Source organism: Selenomonas sp. oral taxon 126, from assembly GCF_001683335.1.
Lineage (GTDB): Bacteria > Bacillota > Negativicutes > Selenomonadales > Selenomonadaceae > Centipeda.
This window is the reverse complement of sequence record NZ_CP016201.1, coordinates 1,979,794-1,998,949: the sequence shown is the minus strand read 5'-3', so window position 1 is coordinate 1,998,949 and position 19,156 is coordinate 1,979,794. Positions and strand designations below refer to the sequence as shown.

18 protein-coding genes and 1 pseudogene are annotated in these 19,156 nt (G+C 57.2%); 3 read left to right on the top strand and 16 right to left on the bottom strand.

What is annotated here, in order from left to right; genetic code table 11:
• Positions 1 to 1,114 (bottom strand): sensor domain-containing diguanylate cyclase (locus AXF19_RS15400; RefSeq protein ID WP_237141558.1); only part of this gene is annotated, 1,114 nt, incomplete at its 3' end.
• Between the two features lie 232 nt (positions 1,115 to 1,346).
• Here AXF19_RS15400 and trxA point away from each other — a divergent pair.
• On the top strand, positions 1,347 to 1,658 hold the full coding sequence (gene trxA / locus AXF19_RS09015) for a thioredoxin (RefSeq protein ID WP_066847899.1): 312 nt from the start codon (positions 1,347 to 1,349) through the stop codon (positions 1,656 to 1,658).
• Positions 1,659 to 1,708: 50 nt separating this feature from the next.
• Here the strand turns inward: trxA and AXF19_RS09010 are convergent, their stop codons facing one another.
• The 11 genes from AXF19_RS09010 to AXF19_RS08965 form a co-directional block, all read right to left on the bottom strand.
• The gene (locus AXF19_RS09010) at positions 1,709 to 2,548 is read right to left on the bottom strand and encodes a TrmH family RNA methyltransferase (RefSeq protein ID WP_066850169.1); all 840 of its coding nucleotides are present in this window, start codon (positions 2,546 to 2,548) and stop codon (positions 1,709 to 1,711) included.
• A 50-nt stretch (positions 2,549 to 2,598) separates the two neighbouring features.
• Positions 2,599 to 2,952, bottom strand: coding sequence for a 50S ribosomal protein L20 (rplT, locus tag AXF19_RS09005; protein WP_066847896.1), 354 nt, complete (start codon positions 2,950 to 2,952; stop codon positions 2,599 to 2,601).
• Between the two features lie 51 nt (positions 2,953 to 3,003).
• On the bottom strand, positions 3,004 to 3,201 hold the full coding sequence (gene rpmI, locus AXF19_RS09000) for a 50S ribosomal protein L35 (RefSeq protein ID WP_006693988.1): 198 nt from the start codon (positions 3,199 to 3,201) through the stop codon (positions 3,004 to 3,006).
• On the bottom strand, positions 3,188 to 3,751 hold the full coding sequence (infC, locus tag AXF19_RS08995) for a translation initiation factor IF-3 (RefSeq protein ID WP_009439762.1): 564 nt from the start codon (positions 3,749 to 3,751) through the stop codon (positions 3,188 to 3,190). Before infC ends, rpmI begins: the two co-directional genes overlap by 14 nt.
• Positions 3,752 to 3,954: 203 nt before the next feature.
• Positions 3,955 to 5,874, bottom strand: coding sequence for a threonine--tRNA ligase (gene thrS, locus AXF19_RS08990; RefSeq protein ID WP_066847893.1), 1,920 nt, complete (start codon positions 5,872 to 5,874; stop codon positions 3,955 to 3,957).
• A gap of 119 nt (positions 5,875 to 5,993) precedes the next feature.
• Positions 5,994 to 6,344, bottom strand: coding sequence for a LysM peptidoglycan-binding domain-containing protein (locus AXF19_RS08985; RefSeq protein ID WP_066847890.1), 351 nt, complete (start codon positions 6,342 to 6,344; stop codon positions 5,994 to 5,996).
• 195 nt (positions 6,345 to 6,539) lie between these two features.
• Positions 6,540 to 10,799, bottom strand: a complete 4,260-nt coding sequence (locus AXF19_RS08980; protein ID WP_066847887.1) for a 2-hydroxyacyl-CoA dehydratase — start codon at positions 10,797 to 10,799, stop codon at positions 6,540 to 6,542.
• A 176-nt stretch (positions 10,800 to 10,975) separates the two neighbouring features.
• Positions 10,976 to 12,586 carry an MBL fold metallo-hydrolase RNA specificity domain-containing protein gene (locus AXF19_RS08975; RefSeq protein WP_066847884.1) on the bottom strand — a complete coding sequence of 537 codons (1,611 nt, stop codon included), beginning with the start codon at positions 12,584 to 12,586 and terminating at the stop codon, positions 10,976 to 10,978.
• A 40-nt stretch (positions 12,587 to 12,626) separates the two neighbouring features.
• Positions 12,627 to 12,833, bottom strand: a complete 207-nt coding sequence (locus tag AXF19_RS14725; RefSeq protein ID WP_216634929.1) for a hypothetical protein — start codon at positions 12,831 to 12,833, stop codon at positions 12,627 to 12,629.
• Positions 12,834 to 12,917: 84 nt separating this feature from the next.
• Positions 12,918 to 13,106: a hypothetical protein gene (locus tag AXF19_RS14350; RefSeq protein ID WP_216634928.1), complete on the bottom strand. Its 189-nt coding sequence runs from the start codon at positions 13,104 to 13,106 to the stop codon at positions 12,918 to 12,920.
• A gap of 126 nt (positions 13,107 to 13,232) precedes the next feature.
• A complete protein-coding gene (locus AXF19_RS08965; protein ID WP_066847876.1) occupies positions 13,233 to 13,424 on the bottom strand; it encodes a hypothetical protein in 192 nt (63 codons plus the stop codon).
• A 140-nt stretch (positions 13,425 to 13,564) separates the two neighbouring features.
• Here AXF19_RS08965 and AXF19_RS08960 point away from each other — a divergent pair, with 140 nt between their 5' ends.
• Entirely contained in the window at positions 13,565 to 14,425 is an 861-nt protein-coding gene (locus AXF19_RS08960) for an NAD(P)-dependent oxidoreductase (RefSeq protein WP_066847873.1), read from the top strand.
• Positions 14,426 to 14,530: 105 nt separating this feature from the next.
• Here AXF19_RS08960 and AXF19_RS08955 read toward each other — a convergent pair whose 3' ends face one another.
• The 3 genes from AXF19_RS08955 to AXF19_RS08945 all read right to left on the bottom strand — a co-directional run bounded on the left by AXF19_RS08955 (position 14,531) and on the right by AXF19_RS08945 (position 17,851).
• A complete protein-coding gene (locus AXF19_RS08955) occupies positions 14,531 to 15,220 on the bottom strand; it encodes a thiamine phosphate synthase (protein ID WP_066847871.1) in 690 nt (229 codons plus the stop codon).
• A 356-nt stretch (positions 15,221 to 15,576) separates the two neighbouring features.
• The gene (gene rbr / locus AXF19_RS08950) at positions 15,577 to 16,110 is read right to left on the bottom strand and encodes a rubrerythrin (RefSeq protein ID WP_009439770.1); all 534 of its coding nucleotides are present in this window, start codon (positions 16,108 to 16,110) and stop codon (positions 15,577 to 15,579) included.
• Between the two features lie 112 nt (positions 16,111 to 16,222).
• Positions 16,223 to 17,851 (bottom strand): FAD-dependent oxidoreductase, encoded by a 1,629-nt coding sequence (locus tag AXF19_RS08945; protein ID WP_172837420.1) that lies wholly within the window; start codon positions 17,849 to 17,851, stop codon positions 16,223 to 16,225.
• A gap of 107 nt (positions 17,852 to 17,958) precedes the next feature.
• On the opposite strand from AXF19_RS08945, the pseudogene AXF19_RS15390 reads away from it, so the two are divergent.
• Positions 17,959 to 18,066, top strand: a pseudogene (locus tag AXF19_RS15390) (secretion protein HlyD); the annotation flags it as partial.
• Positions 18,067 to 18,136: 70 nt separating this feature from the next.
• Here the strand turns inward: AXF19_RS15390 and ahpC are convergent.
• Complete coding sequence (ahpC, locus tag AXF19_RS08940) at positions 18,137 to 18,718, bottom strand: alkyl hydroperoxide reductase subunit C (RefSeq protein ID WP_066847865.1); 582 nt, start codon at positions 18,716 to 18,718, stop codon at positions 18,137 to 18,139.
• Positions 18,719 to 19,156 lie beyond the last annotated feature (438 nt).

Sequence of the window (19,156 nt, the reverse complement as noted above, 5' to 3'; positions counted from 1 at the left end):
TCTTGGTCTCCTCCAAGATGGTGATAAACTCCATCGGCGCAACCATGCGTCCCTTGCTGTTCTTCCAGCGGAGCAGCGTCTCCGCGCCGACAACGTGCTGATCGTCGCCCGCTACCTGCGGCTGGAAATAGAGTTCAAAGTTACGGCAGCCCGCCTTGACATCATCGAGAATCTGCTCCTGTATCGTCAGGGAGCGCAGCCAGCGGTTGTAGACCTCCTTCGAGAACTCGTTGATGCGATTCTTCCCACCCGACTTTGCCGCATCAAGAGCCGCCTGCGCATATTTGTGCAGGACGAGCGGGTCACGCGCCGACTGCGGGTAGAACACCATGCCCGCCGATACCGTGACGATGTACTGGCGTCCGTCATAGACCTGCGGATGGGCGAACTCGCGCTGCACGCGAATGAAGAACTCCGTGAGCATGTCCTCATCGGCATCGGGATAGATCAGCCCGAACTCATCGCCGTCGAGGCGATAGAGAGACAGCTTGCGCGGGATATTCTGAAGGATGCGCTCCGAGATCTGGCGCAGGATGATATCGCCGATCTCGTGGTTGAACGCCTCATTGACCGTACGGAAATTGTCGATGCCCATGACGAGGAGTCCGCCACCGCCGCCGCTCTCACGCGCCTCACGCAATGCAGTCCCAAGATCCTCGATGAACTGATAGCGGTTGAGCAGCCCCGTAACAGAGTCTGCAGAGTTGCGGCGCGCGAGCTGACTGATCGTCCCAACGAAGAGATTCGGTACGCCATCCTCGGACAGTGCAATCTTTCCCCTGAGCCGCAGCCACGAATAGTCGCCCTTTACATCCCGCATGCGGAAGTCAAGATGTCGCTCACGCCCATCCGACAGATCATTCAGAGAGGAGAAGAGCTTCACTAAGGACTTACGATCCTGCAGATAGACCAACGGACTCAACACGTCTGCAATATGCTCAATCGTCTCTGCGGGGAGATCGTAGGTCTGAGCGAACATCGGAGATGCAAGAAAGACATCACCGATCGGATCCATCATAAAGCTGTAATCAGAGGTCGTATTCTTCATCAGATCAAAGATGAACTTATGCTGTTTGAGCACAGGGCTCAGCGTAATTCTCTTCTTCCCGCTCATATTCCCTTTCCTCACTTTTCACGCACGTTTTCTCAATTCACATACATAATCCCTTTCGAGATATTATATACCTTTTCGCCCCTACGCGCAACCGAACAATCCCCGATTCAAGCACCATAGTATCATACAAGATTAAATTCAGGATTTTTCTCCTATATCCCTTGAAAAAATGATATAATTTGTTTATGATAAATAAGAAAGATTCTAATTGATAGCGGAGGAGATTCATATCATGGAAATTATAGAACTGACAAGTGAGACATTTGATGCCGAGGTGTTGCAGTCAGATCGGCTTGTCATCGTGGATTTCTGGGCGACCTGGTGCACGCCCTGCCGTATGCTTGCACCCGTTCTTGAGGAGATTGCCGCAGAGCGCACGGATATCAAAATCTGCAAGATCAATGTAGATGAGGCGCAGGATATTGCCGAAAAATACGGCGTGATGAGCCTCCCAATCCTCATCTTCTTTGAGAACGGCGAGGCTGTTAACGAGTCGCTCGGTCTCATCTCGAAGGATCAGCTTGTGTCGCTCTTGCCGAAGTAAGGAATCACATGCACAAAGGGCTTGGTCTTCACACAGATCAAGCCCTCTTCCTATGGATTCCCTTCCCAACAGCGTTGACGCAGCGCCTCGTACAAAACGGCGGTCACTGCCGTCGCAACGTTCAATGACTCGGCAGACCCGCGCATCGGAATGTAGATATGCTGTGAGGCGTTCAGAATCTCCTCCGATACGCCGTTCGCCTCGTTGCCAAAGACGACGATAGTGCCGCGCCGAAAGTCCATAGAAAAATGTGTCTCGGCGGTCTCATCGCACGCGGTCGCAAGGAGCTGCAAGTCCTCCTTCTGTGCGAAGCCCGCGAGCTCCTCCGCCGTCACACCTGTGACGAAGGGAACGTGAAAGAGAGAACCCATCGTCGCGCGTATAACCTTGCCGCTGTAGATATCTGCCGAACCGCGCAGGAGGATGACACCCGTCACGCCGACAGCGTCCGCCGTGCGCAGGATCGTCCCGACGTTGCCGGGATCCTGCACGCGGTCGAGCGCGATGTAGAGCGGCGGCTCGTCCGCACTGCGCCCCGCAGCGAGCGCGTCCAACGCCCCCCGCTCCCTGCGCTCCGCGAGCAGCACAATCCCCTGTGGATGCTCCGTCTCGGCAAGCGTCGAAAAGATCGTCTCACTGACGAGCGCAACGGGTATGCCCCGTTCGACGAGCAGCTCCACGAGCGCACGCGTGCGCTCGCCTGCCAGCGCGCGCTCTGTCACGAACGCGTGACGGATGCGCCAGTCGGACGATGCAGCCATCTCCGCAATGCGCAGTCCCTCGACCGTGAAGAGCCCCTCTTTTGCCGCGCGGCGCTGCGTATGCACAACGGCTGAGACGAGCCGTACAAACGGATTCGCCGCACTTGTAATTCTCTGTATGTTCTTCATCGCAAAAAAGAGCCTGATGAATCGTTGCATTCATCAGGCTCATCCTCTTCTTACTGATTCTCCTTCGCCACGCTCACGAGCTGCGTGAAGGCAGCCGCATCCGCAATGGCGAGGTCGGCAAGCATCTTACGGTTGACCTCGACGCCGGCGTTCGTCAGACCTGCCATCAGGCGGCTGTACGAAATACCGTTGGCGCGGGCAGCCGCGTTGATACGGGCGATCCAGAGACGGCGGAACGTCCCCTTCTTCGCACGACGGTCACGGCGCGCATAGTAGAGCGCCTTCATGACGGTCTCATTTGCCTTCTTGAACTGCTTGCTGCGCGAGCCGCGATAGCCCTTTGCGAGCTTCAGGATCTTCTTATGACGACGATGTGCTGTGACACCGCTTTTAACTCTTGGCATTGCATTTCCTCCTAGTTCCTACCCACATGGGAATTTTGTTCGTTGCCCCAGTTATGCGTAGGGGAGCATCTTGCGGATGCGCTTGTAGTCCGACGTATCGGCAAGGGCAGCCTTGCGCAGGTTGCGCTTGCGCTTCGGCGTCTTCTTCTCCAGAATATGTCTCTTGTACGCCTTGTTGCGGCGGAACTCTCCGCTCCCTGTCACGCTGAAGCGCTTTGCTGCTGCGCGGCGCGTTTTAATCTTCGGCATCGCCATTTCCTCCTTTATCTTCCTTCGCGGGTTTGGCCGTCTTCGCGGGCTTCTGCACCTTCGGGGACAGGATCATCGTCATGTTCTTCCCCTCCAGCTTCGCACCGCGTTCAATGGTCACAAGCTCGGTCATCCGCTCGGCAACGCGGTCGAGAACCGCACGTCCGAGTTCCGGATGAGAGAGCTCTCTGCCGCGGAACATGATCGTCACCTTGACCTTGTTGCCCTCTTCGACAAAGCGGAGCGCATTCTTCAGCTTGACGTTGAAGTCGTGTTCGTCGATGTTCGGACGCAGCTTGACCTCCTTGATGCTGATGGTCTTCTGCTTCTTCTTCGCTTCTTTCTCGCGTTTCTGCTGCTCATAGCGGAACTTACCAAAGTCCATGATGCGGCAGACGGGCGGCTTTGCCTTCGGCGCAACCTCGACCAGGTCGAGATGCTGCTCCTCCGCCATGCGAAGGGCGTCGCGCGTCAGCATGATGCCAAGCTGTTCTCCCTCCGCGCTGGTGACACGCACCTCACGGATATGGATTTCCTCATTGATTCGCAAAGATTCCCTGCTTATGGCAAGAACACCTCCTGGTTCGGATGCACGCAGAACGCCATCCGGCAATAGAAAAGGGCGGCACGAAGCCACCCTGAAAATCTCGTGAAATATCTTTCATTCGACCCGACGCACAATCTGTCCGCAGGTGAGAAGCGGTGGCTTCTGCTTGTAACAGAAGTCATACTACCACAGTTCCTATGCTCTTGTCAATACTCCTGCGCGCGTGTCGCAATTTTTTCCTGCATGAGCGCGATGAAGTCCTCCACCGACATGACCGTGCTGTCCTTCTCGCCGTATTTGCGCAGGGCAACCGTATGATTCTCCTGCTCCTGGTCGCCGACGACGAGGGTATATGGGGTCTTCTTGACCTGGCTCTCGCGGATCTTGTAGCCCGTCTTCTCGTTGCGGCCATCGACAAGAGCGCGGAAGCCGAGGTCGAACATCTGCTGACGCAGCTGCTCCGCATACGCTGCGTGACGCTCCGTGATCGGCAGGATGCGCACCTGCACGGGTGCCATCCATACGGGGAACGCACCTGCATAGTTCTCAATCAGGATGCCGATGAAGCGCTCGATCGAGCCATAGACAACGCGGTGCAGCATGACAGGGCGATGCTTCTCCCCGTCCTCGCCGACGTAGGTCAGGTCGAATTTCTCGGGCAGGCTCATGTCGAGCTGAATTGTGCCGCACTGCCATGTACGTCCGATGGAGTCGCGCAGGTGGAAGTCAATCTTCGGACCGTAGAACGCACCGTCACCCTCGTTGATGACGAAGTCGAGCCCACGGTTTTCGAGCGCCTTGCGCAGACCGTCCGTTGCAAGCTCCCACATCTCATCCGAGCCCATCGAGTCCTCGGGACGCGTCGACAGCTCCGCCTTGTACGAAAGTCCGAACGTGCGGTAGACCTCATCGAAAAGATCGATCGTGTGCTGAATCTCGCCCTCGATCTGATCGGGCGTGACAAAGAGATGCGCGTCATCCTGCGTGAAGTTGCGCACGCGGAAGAGTCCGTGCAGGGCTCCCGAGAGCTCGTGACGATGCACCAGACCGAGCTCTGCGAGGCGCAGCGGCAGATCGCGGTAGCTGTGCAGCTGCGAGCGGTAGACGAGCATACAGCCGGGGCAGTTCATCGGCTTGATTGCATAGTCCTCTTCGTCGATCTCGGTCGTATACATATTCTCGCGGTAGTGGAACCAGTGCCCCGAGGTCTCCCAGAGCTTGCGGCTCAGGATGACAGGCGTGCTGATCTCCTGATAGCCGTAGCGGCAGTGTACCTCACGCCAATATTCGAGAATCGCATTGCGCAGGAGCATGCCGTTCGGATGAAAGAACGGGAAGCCCGGTCCCTCCTCATGCAGGCTGAAGAGATCCAGCTCCCTGCCGAGCTTGCGGTGGTCGCGCTTTGCTGCCTCCTCGAGCATATGGAGATAGGCGTCAAGCTCCGCCTGATTATCGAACGCAGTTCCATAGATGCGCTGCAGCATCTTGTTCTTCTCGCTGCCGCGCCAGTATGCGCCCGCGACGCTCTGCAACTTGAATGCCTTGACCTTGCCCGTGGACATGACGTGCGGCCCCGCGCAGAGATCCGTGAACTCGCCCTGCGTATAGGTGGTGATCGTCTCGTCCTCGGGCAGATCCTCGATCAGCTCCACCTTGTAATTCTCGCCCTTTGCGCGGAAATATTCGATCGCCTCATTGCGCGAAATCTCGCGGCGCTCGAGCTTCAGATTCTCCTTGACGATCTTCTTCATTTCCTTTTCAATGTCGCGCAGGTCTGCATCCGTCAGCTGGCGCTCCATATCGAAATCGTAGTAGAAGCCGTTCTCGATGGCAGGGCCGATGGCGAGCTGCACATTGCTGTCCGCATAGAGGCGCTTGACCGCCTGTGCCATGATATGCGCAGCGGTATGGCGCAGGGCATGACGTCCCCCCGCATCCTCAAAGGTCAGTACCTGAAACGCAGCGTCATGCGTCACGGGCGTCGTCAGATCAACGGTCTTGCCGTCGAGACTTGCCGCAAGAGCCTTCTTTGCGAGTGAATTGCTCATTCCCTTGACAACGTCAATCAGCGTCGTTCCCGCCTCTGCCTCACGAATCGAGCCATCCGGCAGTGTCAGCTTTATCATAAACGCTCTCCCTTCAAGATATAGGATCTACTGATTTTATCAGTATCTCCTAATACAAAAAGCCTTGCCCCTTGGGATAGGAAATCCATCCCCTAGGGACAAGGCTATATGTTTCCACCCTAATCGGTAACGTCATTATAAGGCGCACGGGCGGCTGTGTCAAGGGATTTGTGCTCTGCCATCGCCTGCAGCTGTTCGGCAGGCTCCAGCACAGGAATCTGCAGACGTCGTCCCGCAGCGACAGCACCATCCGGTGTGAGCCCATTCACCTCGATGATCGCCTCCTCAAGCTGCTCTGCCATCGTCTCCTTTGTCGTGTACTTACGCGCGATCGTCCAGACATTCTCGCCGCGCGATACAGATACCTCAATGAAGTCGGACGAGCGCAGATATGGATTCGTCAGGTGAAGGGCGGAGACGCCCATCCAGATGAGAGCAAATACACTTAGAACAAGACCGATGCGTTTCATCTTTATCCCTCCGCTATGTAAAAGCTTCCTATATCCGCATATACATTCTCAAAACTTCTGTTCGGATATAGAATAGCACAGAAAAAATGTTCGGTCAATAGGTTCGAACACATTTTTCGCGTTTTTTTGTTCGCGGAACATGTTTTTGTAACAAAAAAGGAGTTACGCCCGAAAGCATAACTCCCAAATAAATATTTAGTTTCTCTGCGCCATCTCCGCCACTGGTGCGGATGCCCCCACTCCCGCAGGACGGCGCTCCTTTGCAACGGCGAGCATGAGCTTCAGACGGTTCAGCTGATTGACCTCACTCGATCCCGCATCGCAGTCGATCGCCGTGATGTTTGCCCCGTGATATGCCTTGCGCAGATCGTGCATGACACCCTTGCCCGTGATGTGGTTCGGCAGACAGCCGAACGGCTGCAGGCAGACGACGTTCGGCACGCCTTCCTCGATGAGCTTCACCATCTCGCCCGTGAGGAACCATCCCTCGCCCGCCATATTGCCGAGGCTGACATGACGCGCCGCGAGCTCCGCCGTGTGGTCGATGGACTGCGGCGGACGGAAGTGACGGCTCTCCTTCAGCGCCTTGCGCATGGGGGCGCGGAAGAACTCGATCACCTTGATGAACATGCGCCCGTAGAGGCGATCCTTGTACGAGCCCGCAAGCAGCTTGTGCTGCGCAATGGGATCGTATGCGGAGTAGAGGAAGAAGTCCACGAAGTCCGGCATGACGACCTCCGCCCCCTCCCCCATCAGCACCTTCTCGATGTCGTTGTTCGCAACGGGATGGTATTTCACAAGGATTTCTCCGACAATGCCGACCTTCGGCTTCCACAGCTGCTCGTCGATGGGAATGTGGTCGAAGTCGCGCACAATGTCCTTCACCATGCGGCGGAACTTGAACACACTGCCGTGCTCCAGCTCTTCTTTTGCGCGCGCCATCCATTTATCATACGCCGCCTGCGTCGCGCCCTTCACAAGCTCGTACGGCATCATGCGGTTGCGTACATTCATGAGCAGGTCGCCATAGACCGCCGCCTTGATGGCGTCCACCATCATCTCGCGGCTAAAGGCGAAGCTGTCCGTCTCCTCGGGCAGACCGCGCACGGCAAAGACGGCGACGTTCGGGAAGCCCGCATCGCGCAGTGCCTTGCGCAGGACACCGAGATAGTTCGTCGCACGGCAGGCGCCGCATGTCTGAAAGAGCGCAATGCTCGTGTGATCCGCGTCGCACATCCCCGCCTTGAGCGCTGCAAGCAGCTGCCCAATGACGACGATTGCGGGGTAGCACATATCGTTGTGCACGTAGCGCAGCCCCAGATCAATGGACGCCTTGTCCGGCATGGGCGGGATGACGACATTGTAACCGTGCTTCCGCATCGTCGTGCGGAAGAGCTCGAAGTGAATCGGCGCCATCTGCGGCGCAAGGATCGTATGTGTCTTCTTGCAGTCCTCGGTAAAGCGCGGACGCTCGATGACGGGTACCTCGTGATAGGCGGGGTTCTCCCTGCGCGCGAGTGCGGCAATCAGCGAGCGCAGACGGATGCGCGCCGCGCCGAGGTTCGACACCTCGTCCAGCTTTATCATTGTGTAGATGCGCTCGTGCGACTCGAGAATCTCGCGCACCTCCGCCGTCGTGAGCGCGTCGAGTCCGCAACCGAAGGAACTCAGCTGGATGAGCGTCACATTCGGATGCTCGGCGACGAACTGCGCCGCGTGATAGAGGCGCGCGTGGTAGCTCCACTGGTTGACGACCTGCAGGCGCCGCTCCTGCACGGGGATGTGATAGACCGCATCCTCGGAGAGAATCGGCAGCTTGTAGGACTGGATCATCTCGGGGATGCCGTGATTGATCTCGGGGTCGACATGATACGGACGCCCCGCGAGGAGGATTGCGTGCTCGCCCGTCTGCGCAATGCGGTCGAGAATCTGCTGACCGTAGTCGCGGACATCCTGACGGTACTGCTCGATCTCGGCGTAGCCCGCATCGACAGCCGCCGTAATCTCCTTTTTCCCAATGCCCTCGGGCTTTCCGAACTCCTCCACGAGGCGCTCGATCATGCGCCCCCTGTCATTGATCGGCAGGAACGGCTGGATAAAGCGGATGTTCCTCTCGCGCAGAATATCCATATTGATGCGGATGTTCTCTGCATAGGAGGCTACAATCGGGCAGTTGAAATTATTTGCCGAGGAATCCGGCTTATCGTCCATATTGTGCGGCTCGCAGGGGTAGAAAATCGTATCGACGCCCTTTTCGATGAGGTCGACGATATGCCCATGCGCGAGCTTTGCGGGGTAGCAGAGCGAGTCCGACGGAATCGTTGCCATGCCCTTGTAGAAGAGCTGCGGCGATGATTTGCCCGAGATCACGACCCCGTAGCCGAGCCGATCAAAGAAGGTGAACCAGAACGGATAGTCCTCGTACATATTGAGCGTGCGCGGGATGCCGATGCGCCCGCGCCGAGGCTCTGCCGGAGACTTATAGTGCTTGAACACACGGCGATATTTGAACTTGTAGATATTCGGCGTATCGTCTGCGCGCTTCTCGCCGCCGATGCCGCGCTCACAGCGATTGCCCGTAAAGTAGCGCTCGCCGTTCGGGAACTGCTGCATCGTGATGAGGCATTTATTCCCGCATTTGCCGCAGCGATAGGAGCTCGTCTTCGTCTCAAATGTGCCGAGTTCATCCGCGCTGAGCAGCGTCGAGCGCTCCGTGCCCGTCTCAAGTGCGAGGATTGCCGCGCCATACGCGCCCATGAGCCCCGCGATATCGGGACGGATGACATCCTTGCCGATGATATTTTCGAGTGCGCGCAGCACGGCGTCGTTGTAGAACGTCCCGCCCTGCACGACAATGTGGTCGCCGAGCGCGGAGACATCCTTGAGCTGCATGACCTTGAACAGCGCGTTCTTGACGACCGAGAGCGCGATGCCTGCCGAGATGTCGGCGACCTCCGCCCCCTCCTTCTGCGCCTGCTTGACCTTCGAGTTCATGAAGACCGTGCAGCGCGTGCCGAGATCGACGGGGGCTTTCGCATCCACCGCCTTGCCCGCAAACTCTGCGGGCGTCATGTGCAGCCCCTCGGCAAAGTTCTGGATGAAGGAGCCGCAGCCCGCCGAGCACGCCTCGTTCAGCGTGATATTGCCGACGCTGCCGTCCTGCACGAAGAAGCATTTCATATCCTGACCGCCGATGTCGAGCACGAAGCTGACATCGGGGCAGAATTCCTGCGCCGCGCGCAGATGGGCAAAGGTCTCGACCTCGCCGCCGTCCGCGTGAAGCGCCGCCTTGACAATCGCCTCGCCGTAGCCCGTCGTCATCGCGCCTGCGATATGCGTCCCCACAGGCATAACGGCATAGAAATCCCGCAGCGCATGGACAACCGACTGAAGCGGTGAACCGTGGTTGCTGCCGTAGGACGTGTGGAGCAGCTGCTTGTCCGTGCCGATGGCGACGAGCTTTGTCGTCGTCGAGCCCGCATCGATGCCGATATAAATTGCGCCGCGATAGTCCGCGAGACTGCCGCGTTTCACGCGGTCACGGTCATGCCGCGCACGGAACGCCGCATAGTCCTCCGCCCCCTTGAACAGCGTGAAGTCCGCCGTGCGCGTCTCCGCTGCCGCAGCCTCCTCCGCACGCGCAATGCACGCCTCCATCTCCCGCATATCGGTTGCTCCGGCATCGTCGGAGAGCGCCGCGCCAACTGCGACGAAATAATTGCCATAATCCACATCGACAACGTGTTCGTCATCGAGCTTCAATGTCTCGATAAAGCGTTTTTTCAGTTCCGGGAGGAAATGCAGAGGTCCGCCGAGGAAGGCAACATTGCCACCGATCGGACGCCCCTGCGCGAGGTTGCCGATGGTCTGGTTAACGACCGCCTGAAAGACGGAAAGTGCGATATCCGCCTTTGCTGCACCGTCGTTCATGAGCGCCTGCACGTCCGTCTTCGCGAATACGCCGCAGCGCGAGGCAATCGCATAGACGCGCTTGCCCTTCTCCGCGAGTGCATTCAGCCCGAGTGGGTCAGTCGAGAGCAGCGACGCCATGTGGTCGATAAACGAGCCCGTACCGCCCGCGCAGACGCCGTTCATACGCTGCTCGGGGGCATCGCCGAAATACGTGATCTTGGCATCCTCGCCGCCGAGCTCGACCGCCGTCGTCGTCTCCGGAATGAGGCGGCGCACGGCGGAGGCGCAGGCAATGACCTCCTGCACAAACGGCAGTCCGATGCGCTGCGCGATGCCCATGCCCGCCGAGCCCGTGAGTGCAAACGAGAATTTCGCCTCGCCCACCACGTCCCTCAGCTGCGCCAGATTCTCCTGCAGCGCCTTGCCGATCTCGGAAAAATGGCGTGCATAGTTCTTGTAGAGGATCTCATGCTCCTGTCCGAGCACAACCAACTTAATCGTTGTCGACCCGACATCCACCCCGACACGAAATGGGGATTCCAAAATAACACCACCTATCCGAATCCATATGAAATCATACGGACTTTATTCATTTCACATATATTAAATAGGAAAGCCTTTTGAGGCTTCCCTATTTTAACGTATTTCACAGTACTATGCAAGTGCAAGGAACACAGTTCTGCAATATCCAATTTTTGACTAACGAACCTAAATGTAACTCAAATATTATAGGGCGCGGCGAGTTTCTTGAAGTAGTTGCGAGCCTTCTGCAGCGTGCGGATGATCGGCTCCATGAGCTTCGGCTGACGCACAACCGTGCGGATGACTGCCTTGCGCAGCTGACGGTACTCCGCATCGAAGTCGCGCATGACATCCTCCATCTCCGCTTCGACCGAAACAGATGGGATATTCGAGTGGATGAGATTGGCACTCCGCCCCTGGATCGTCACAATGTCGCCGAGGAAGGGCGCATACACCTCAAGCCCGAGTTCCTCCTGAATCCGTTCCTTAAGCGCCTCCTGCGCCTGTCCCTCACCGTGAACGAGAAAGACCTTCGCAGGGCGGGGATCTTTGATCGACCGCATCCAGTCGACAATCTGCTCTGCGTCCGCGTGCGCCGAGAAGCCTTCGAGCACCTGAATCTGCGCCTTGACTGCGATCTCCTCACCGAGCACGCGCACGCGCTTGATGCCGTCAACGAGACGCCGCCCGAGACTTCCTTCCGCCTGATAGCCGACGAAGAGCACGGTGGACTCGGGTCGCCAGAGATTATGCTTCAAATGGTGCAGGACGCGCCCCGCATCCGCCATGCCCGAGGCAGAGAGGATGATTGCAGAGCCTTCCGCAGAGTTCAGCGCACGCGACTCTGCCGCCGTCTCTGCAATGCGCACCTGCGGAAATGAGGGAATCTTCCCCTGTTCACCGAAGAACGCAATCGTCTCCTCGTCGAAGTCCTCATAGTTTTTCAGAAAGACGCGTGTCGCCTGAATCGCAAGCGGGCTGTCAATGATGATCGGGATGTCCCCGTCGAGCCGCCCCGCCTTCCACAGATTGTAAAAGTAGTAGAGAAGTGTCTGCGTCCGCCCCACGGCAAACGACGGGATGATGACGTTGCCGCCGCGATCCATCGTATCGCGGATCACCTCGAGCAGTGCCGTCTCCTTGTCGTAGTCGCGATGAATGCGGTCACCGTACGTGGACTCGACAAGCAGGAAATCCGCTCCCGCAATCGTATCAGGGTCACGCAGGATGGGCTGATTCGGCTGCCCGAGGTCGCCCGAGAAGACCAGATTCGACTCCTGCCCGTTCTCCTCCACCACAATCTCGAGAATCGCCGAGCCGAGAATATGCCCCGCGTCGCGGAAGGTGAGCCGCAGATTGTCCACGGAGAGCGTGGACTGATATGCAACAGGCTCGAACAGCTCGAGCGCGGCAAAGGCATCCGCCTGTGTATAGAGCGGCGAGATGGGTGCTTCGCTGCGACGTGCATTCTTTCGGTTGAAGAGTTCCGCATCACTTTCCTGAATATGCGCCGAGTCGGGCAGCATGATGCGGACGAGATCGCAGGTGGAGCGCGTCGCATAGATCTTCCCGCGGAAGCCCTCGCGCACGAGACGCGGAATGCGCCCGCAGTGATCAATATGTGCGTGCGTCAGAAAGACCGCCTCGATCTCGGCGGGATTGAACGGAAAGTCCTCATAGTTCATCTCGCGCAGACGACGCGTTCCCTGATACATGCCGCAGTCCACAAGATACCTGTGATCGCCCACATGAAGCAGATAACATGAACCCGTGACGACGTGTGCCGCGCCCAAAAACTCGAGCCGCATAAGATATCCTCCCTCCTGATATACCGTATCATTCTTATACCTATAAAATTCGGAATTCATCAAAAAAATCCTGCTTTTTGCAGGATTGTATGATATGTTTTGTAAAAAAGCACTCTGCAATGCGCAAAGTGCTTTCATGTTCAGTTTCATCACGATCAAGGGTCAAAGAGCCCCCATCTCTGATATACGGGCTTGACGCTGTACCTGAGGAAGCACTGATAAATTCAGCACCATCATCTTGACGCATCTTTTTTGCCCGCACTGTGTCGGCAAATCCTCCACATAGCTTTGGCTATGCGTCCGGCTTGCCTCCTTGTTCGGACGAAAAAATCTACGCCAATCTGACGGACTTCATTTTATCAGCGATTCCCTGACGAATATTTATTTTATGCAAGGTGTTACTCGCTGCAGAGAGTGCGCTGAGGCTGTCATAGTCCTCTCTAAAATCGACAGGCTTATCTCTCTCTGCCATATCTTTTATCAATGCGCCGAGTTCCTGTTTTGTTGCCCTGTCATTCATATATAGTCCATTAACCCTTGGCATAAGAAAGACCTCCTTTTCCACATTCTTGCAAAAACATCTTTACTGCGGCGTCGTGCGTAATCGCATCTGTATTGTATTGATCGTAACGCTGCTTCAGCAGCTTCACAGTTTTATTATAATCGAAACTTCATCACTGTTATTGCTATCCTTTGCTGTCCGCAACAAATGCTTGTGTTCGCAAGCGATCATCTCGCATTCATCTCGAGTAAGCCCAGGCACTTCAACAAGCGGAACTTTATCAATCGCAATATCCGTAATCATGATCTTGCGATCGTGTTTCTTTGCCTGTTCCAAGGTATCCCCTCCTGCGCTCATTGTATCAGATTCTGCATTTTCGCTCAAGGAATTGCTGATAAAATGAAATACACCAGACTTTTTTAGAATTTTATGCTACACTGAACGCAGAGAAGCGATACGAAATGGAGGAATGCACAATGAAAAAAATTGGATTCATCGGACTCGGCATTATGGGCGCCGCGATGGCGGGACATCTCATGGATGCGGGCTATGAACTCACGGTCTACAACCGCACGAAGTCGAAGGCGGATGCACTCGTCGCGCGCGGCGCAAAGTACGCCGACAGCCCCGGCGTATGCGCACGCGGTCAGGATGCTGTCATCACCATCGTCGGCTATCCGAAGGATGTGGAGGAGATCTACCTCGGCACGGACGGCATCCTTGCAAACCTCAAGTCGGGAGCATACACCGCCGATATGACAACCTCCTCTCCCTCCCTTGCCGAGCGCATCTATGCAGAAGCAAAGAAGCGCGGCATTCACGCACTTGACGCCCCCGTCACGGGCGGAGATATGGGCGCACGCAATGCCACGCTCAACATTCTCGTCGGCGGAGATGAGGATGCCTTCAATGCGATGGAACCCGTCTTTGCCGCCATGGGCAAGAACATTGTCTACGAGGGCGCAGCGGGCGCAGGACAAAAGACCAAGGCGGCGAACCAGATTGCGATTGCGGGCACGCTCGCAGGTGCGTGCGAGGCATTCGCCTATGCGCGCGCGGCGGGGCTCGATGTGGAGAAGGTCTTTGCATCCATCTCAGGCGGTGCGGCGGCGAGCTTCCAAATGTCCAATATGGTACGTATGGCACTCGACGGGAACTTTGACCCCGGATTTATGATAAAGCACTTCGTCAAGGATATGACGATCGGTGCGGAGACCTCCAAGGAGTACGGCGTGACTCTGCCCGTACTGGAGCAGGTGCTGCGTGAGGCGCGCACGCTCGAGGAGCGCGGCGGCGGTGCGGACGGCACGCAGAGTCTGCTGAAATATTATGAGTAAAAATTTCCGGACGCTCAAAGTGCCCCTTCCACCGCTTACGCGGTCCCCCTCCCCCGTGGCGAGCGCAGTGAGCCGATAGGGGCGCCCCTGCAGTACAAAAATCTCCTACCTGCGCCAGACGCGCACCATCTCCTCTGCGGCGGCGTAGGGATGTGCTGCCCCCGCAACGGCACTGACGACGAAGAAGCCCTCGACCCCCGTCGCCCTGAGTGCGGGGAGGTCGGACACCTTGACCCCACCACCCACGACGACGGGCACGGGGCTCACGCGATGCAGCTGCGTCAGCTCGTCGAGGCTGCGCGTCACAATCTCCCCCGTCGCCGTGCGTCCCGCCTCGGGCTTTGTCGGCGTCGCGTGGAGCGGCCCCGCGCCAAAGTAGTCGATGCACGCGGTATCACAGTGCACCGCATAGTCGAGCAAATCGGTTGTGCGCGCAGAGAGCCCAACAATCGCATCCGCACCGAGGTATTTGCGGCAGACATCGGGCGGTATATCCCCCTGCCCCACATGCACACCGTCCACCACGATCCCCTGCTCCCGTGCCGCGAGTACGGCATCGAGACGATCATTTATGACGAGTGCCACAGAGTCCGACTTCTCCTGTGCCGCGATCACATCCGCAGCCGCTCGCGTGAGTTCGATGATCTCACGCGCCTCCGCGTGCTTTGCACGAATCTGAACAAAGGTGAAGCCCGCACGCACAGCCTCAGCGATGATGCGCGCCACGGGACGCCCCTCCGTATTCTCCGGGCCAATCACGAGATAGGCGGACAGATCGAATTTTCTTCGGGTCATTTTATCCTCCTGCAAAAACATCTGCTCTCGGAGCGCCCCTATCGGCTCACTGCGTTCGCCACTTACTGACCTGTCCAAGAAGCAAGTCCGTAGGACGAAGCTGATTGGGCAACAGGTCGTATGGGAAAACCTCCCAAGAACACAAGCCGAAAGGCGAAGTGTGATTGGAAGAGGTTGACCGCTCCCCCGTCTCGGACGGGGGAAGCTAATATGCCGTAATGCATAGCCTCCCCCGTTCACAACGGGGGAGGGGGATCGCTTGCGGTGGAAGGGGCGCCAGTAACACAACAAAGGAGCTGTTGTACGAAGCCAAAAACCTTCGTGCAACAGCTCCTTTTCTATCACAGCCAAACAGCTCAGTAATTCTGCACAACCTGCTGGAAGAAGGACTGCGGGTGCTCACAGACGGGGCACTTCATCGGCGCCTTCGGGCTCTCGCAGACATAGCCGCAGTTGAGGCACTGCCAGATAATCTTCTCATCGCGCTGGAACACCGTGCCCTCATCCACCTTCTGCAGGAGAAGCTTGTAGCGGGCGTCGTGCTCCTTCTCGATCTTGCCGACAGCATCGAAGAGGCGGGCGATCTTGTCAAACCCTTCCTCGCGCGCCACGCGTGCGAACTCGGGGTACATGCTCGTCCACTCCTCATTCTCGCCCGCAGCAGCAGCGGCGAGATTCGCCTTCGTGTCGCCAATGCCGCTGACGAGCTTGAACCAGATCTTTGCGTGCGCCTTCTCGTTGACCGCCGTCTCGTTGAAGATGTTCGAGATCTGGACATAGCCATCCTTCTTCGCCTGCGACGCGTAGTAGAGATACTTCGTGTGCGCCTGCGACTCTCCGGCAAATGCCGCCCAGAGATTCTTCTCCGTCTGTGATCCCTTGAGTTCCATGATGCTCTCCTTTTTACAATACACAAATACAAATACACAGATTATATCAATCAGCAGGGCAAATCCCGCCGCCCATCTGCGCCTTGCTCAGGGGCGCGGACGGTGGGCTTGCTCAGCCGCGATTGACCAAAATGTCAGCGACCTCGTCAATATTCTTCTTGCCGAAGAAGAGGTCCTCCCCCACGATCATGCAGGGGACGCTCATCACGCTGTACTTCTCCTTCAGCTCGGGGAAGTAGCGGATGTCAAAGATGTCCGCGCGCACATCCGCGCGCTCCGCGGCAATGCGCTGCACGGCGGCGACTACATCGGGGCACATCGTGCAGGACAGAGACATGAGTACCTTGACATCGGCGGGCGCGGAAATCTGCTCAATTTTCGCGCGCGTCTCGTCCCGCAGCTCCTGACCGGGGCCTGCCACATTGTAGAGGGCGAGGATGAACGAGTTGAACTCGTGTCCGCCCGGCACGGCGTGGAATGTAATGCCGCTCGGCGTGCCGTCCCCTCTCAGAACCTCGATGCCGGGCTGCCCGTCCGCATCCTCGCGCTCCTCATAGCTGACCTTATCCGTGAGACCCGCGAACTCATCCATAAAGCCGCGCAGCTCGCGCGAGAGATCGCCGTCGTCGTAGTGACCGACGAGCTTGACCGAAGTCTCAAATTTATCAAAGACCGCCGCCAGCTGCTCGCGAATATCAGCGGAGATGAAATTCGTCTCATTTCCCTCTGCCGCTTCCTTCTCGATGGATGCCTTACGCTGCTCAAAGCGCTTTGCATCCACCTCTGCGCGCGCAAACGCAGGGATGTTCAGACGATCGTGCAGCGCTGCCGCATGACGCTCCGCCGCAACTGCACTGACAGCGCCGTCGGAGACCGCTGTCACGACCTGACGAAGCGTCTTGATGCAGACATCGCCCGCCGCAAAGACGCCCTTGATATTCGTCTCCTTCTCCTCGTTCGTAATGACATAGCCCTGCTCGTTCAGCGCGATCTGCTCACGGAAGAGCCCCGTGTTCGGGATATATCCGGCAAAGACAAAGACACCGAATGTCTCCCCGTCCTTCGCCATATAGTGCTCGACCTTGCCCGTCGTCTCATCGCGGAAATCGGCATAGGAGATCATCGTCTCGCCGCCGACGCGCTCCACCACCGTGTTGAAACGCACCTTGATGTTCGGATAGTTCGCGAGCGCGTCCACCGCCGTCTGCGGCGCGCGGAACTTGTCGCTGCGCACGAGCATCGTGACGGACTTGCCGTAGCGCGAGAGGAACATACTCTCCTCCACCGCCGCAAGCCCGCCGCCGATAACGAAGATGTCCATGCCCGTGAAGAACTCGGCATCGCAGGTCGCGCAGTAGGCAACGCCGCGCCCCTGGAACTTTTTCTCGCCGTAGAAGCCCACCTTGCGCGGGTTTGCGCCCGTCGCGAGGATGACGCTCAGCGCCTCGACCGTGCCCGCCGTCGTCTCAAGCTCCTTGATGTCCTGATCGAGCTTCAGACCGATGACCTCTGCCGTGACGAACTCCGCGCCGAATCCGCGCGCCTGCTCCTCCATCTGTGCCGCAAGCTCGGAGCCGCTGACCTTGCCCGTGCCGGGATAGTTCACGACATCGGCTGTGATTGTAATCTGCCCGCCGACCTTGTCCTTTTCGATAACGAGCACCTTGCACTTCGCCCGTGCCAGATAGATGGCGGCAGAAAGTCCCGCAGGACCGCCGCCGACAATGACGGCATCATACATTTTATCCACCAAAGCACCTCTTTATACGTATCACAGAAAATTACTGATAAGGAATCGCTGATAAAATGAAGTCCGTCAGATTGGCGTAGATTTTTCGTCCGAACTAGGAGGCAAACCGGACGCATAGCAGAGGCTATGTGGAGGATTTGCCGACGAAGTGCGGGCAAAAAAGATGCGCTAAGATGGCGGTGCTGAATTTATCAGTGCTTCCATAAATACATTCATCAGCGATTCCATAGGAAAAAGCACCTCGCAAGTCCCCTCGCGAAGTGCCCAATCAGTCTCTTAGAGTTTGCCGACGAGGTCGAAGCTCGGCTTGAGCGTCTTTTCGCCCGGCTTCCAGCGCGCAGGGCAAACCTCATCACCGTGCTCAGCGACGAACTGAAGCGCCTGCACCTTGCGGAGAAGCTCCTGCGCGTTGCGGCCGACATTGCCCGCACTCACCTCATAGGAAACGATCTTGCCCTCGGGGTTCACAACGAACGTGCCGCGCTCGGCAAGCCCCGCCTCCTCGATGTAGACCTCGAAGTCACGTGCGAGCTTCGCCGTCGGATCCCCGAGCATCGGGTAGGTCAGCTTGCCGACGAGGTCGGAGCTCTCATGCCATGCCTTGTGAACGAAGTGGGTGTCGCAGGAAACACCGAAGATCTCGCAGCCGATCTTCTGGAACTCGCCGTACTGCTCCTGCAGATCCGCCAGCTCCGTCGGGCAGACAAACGTGAAGTCCGCCGGATAGAAGAAGAACACGCTCCACTTGCCCTTGATGCTGTCCTTCGTGTACTCGACGAACTCGCCCTGTGCTGCGCCCGCCTTCTTCTGGAATGCCTGCACCTTAAAATCGCTGATTTCCTTGTTGATGAGTGACATTGAATATCCTCCTTTGATAGTAAACCAACCGCTCTCGCTTCGAACGATTGCGTATGTCCTTAATGTGGCTTTATCATATCACAGGTGATTTTTCTTGTCAACAGAAATTTATACTTTTTAATAACTATTTTTATTTAGTTGGATTCCCAATCAAAAAGTCCTGAACATATACAGATTCAAAAAGAAGGGGCTGTTGCATGAGCGCCCCTTTCGGCTCACTGCGTTCGCCACTTCCCCCGTTGCGACGGGGGAAGCTAATATGCCATAACGAAAAGCCTCCCCCGTGCGACACGGGGGAGGGGGACCGCAAAGCGGTGGTAGGGGCGCCTTGAGCGCTAACACGAACAGGGGCTGTTGTACGGAGTCAAAACAACTTCGTGCAACAGCCCCTCCAAAGTCAAAGCCTCATCTTAAAATCGTCATAACCGAACTCACGAA

Bases quoted from the DNA above. Each gene is read 5' to 3' on its own strand.
- trxA (WP_066847899.1), top strand. From the start codon at position 1,347: ATGGAAATTATAGAACTGACAAGTGAGACATTTGATGCCGAGGTGTTG.
- AXF19_RS09010 (WP_066850169.1), bottom strand. From the start codon at position 2,548: ATGAAGAACATACAGAGAATTACAAGTGCGGCGAATCCGTTTGTACGG.
- rplT (WP_066847896.1), bottom strand. From the start codon at position 2,952: ATGCCAAGAGTTAAAAGCGGTGTCACAGCACATCGTCGTCATAAGAAG.
- rpmI (WP_006693988.1), bottom strand. From the start codon at position 3,201: ATGCCGAAGATTAAAACGCGCCGCGCAGCAGCAAAGCGCTTCAGCGTG.
- thrS (WP_066847893.1), bottom strand. From the start codon at position 5,874: ATGATAAAGCTGACACTGCCGGATGGCTCGATTCGTGAGGCAGAGGCG.
- AXF19_RS08985 (WP_066847890.1), bottom strand. From the start codon at position 6,344: ATGAAACGCATCGGTCTTGTTCTAAGTGTATTTGCTCTCATCTGGATG.
- AXF19_RS08975 (WP_066847884.1), bottom strand. From the start codon at position 12,586: ATGCGGCTCGAGTTTTTGGGCGCGGCACACGTCGTCACGGGTTCATGT.
- AXF19_RS14725 (WP_216634929.1), bottom strand. From the start codon at position 12,833: ATGCGTCAAGATGATGGTGCTGAATTTATCAGTGCTTCCTCAGGTACA.
- AXF19_RS14350 (WP_216634928.1), bottom strand. From the start codon at position 13,106: ATGAATGACAGGGCAACAAAACAGGAACTCGGCGCATTGATAAAAGAT.
- AXF19_RS08960 (WP_066847873.1), top strand. From the start codon at position 13,565: ATGAAAAAAATTGGATTCATCGGACTCGGCATTATGGGCGCCGCGATG.
- AXF19_RS08955 (WP_066847871.1), bottom strand. From the start codon at position 15,220: ATGACCCGAAGAAAATTCGATCTGTCCGCCTATCTCGTGATTGGCCCG.
- rbr (WP_009439770.1), bottom strand. From the start codon at position 16,110: ATGGAACTCAAGGGATCACAGACGGAGAAGAATCTCTGGGCGGCATTT.
- AXF19_RS08945 (WP_172837420.1), bottom strand. From the start codon at position 17,851: ATGTATGATGCCGTCATTGTCGGCGGCGGTCCTGCGGGACTTTCTGCC.
- ahpC (WP_066847865.1), bottom strand. From the start codon at position 18,718: ATGTCACTCATCAACAAGGAAATCAGCGATTTTAAGGTGCAGGCATTC.